At 71.5% G+C, this 207-nt stretch carries 1 protein-coding gene; it reads right to left on the bottom strand.

The annotated features are described in order from the left end of the window. A partial coding sequence (locus IF43_RS37675) for an acyltransferase domain-containing protein (RefSeq protein ID WP_037891815.1) occupies positions 1 to 207 on the bottom strand: 207 nt, incomplete at both ends.

Genomic DNA, 207 nt, shown 5'->3' with positions numbered 1-207 from the left:
CGCGGAGCCTCGAACGACAACCCCTCCACCACCTGGCGGAAATCGTCGAGCATCCCGTCCATGTGCGGCGAGTGGAACGCGTGACTGACCGCCAGCCGCTTGGTCTTACGGCCCCGCGCCTCGAAACCGGCCGCCAGGGCCGCCGTCACGTCCTCGTCACCCGCGAGCACCACCGACCGCGGGCCGTTGACCGCGGCGACGGACACC

It is taken from the genome of Streptomyces sp. NRRL S-87 (genome assembly GCF_000719335.1).
Lineage (GTDB): Bacteria > Actinomycetota > Actinomycetes > Streptomycetales > Streptomycetaceae > Streptomyces.
Note: the sequence above shows the minus strand (reverse complement) of the source record. Positions and strands in the feature narration are given on the sequence as shown.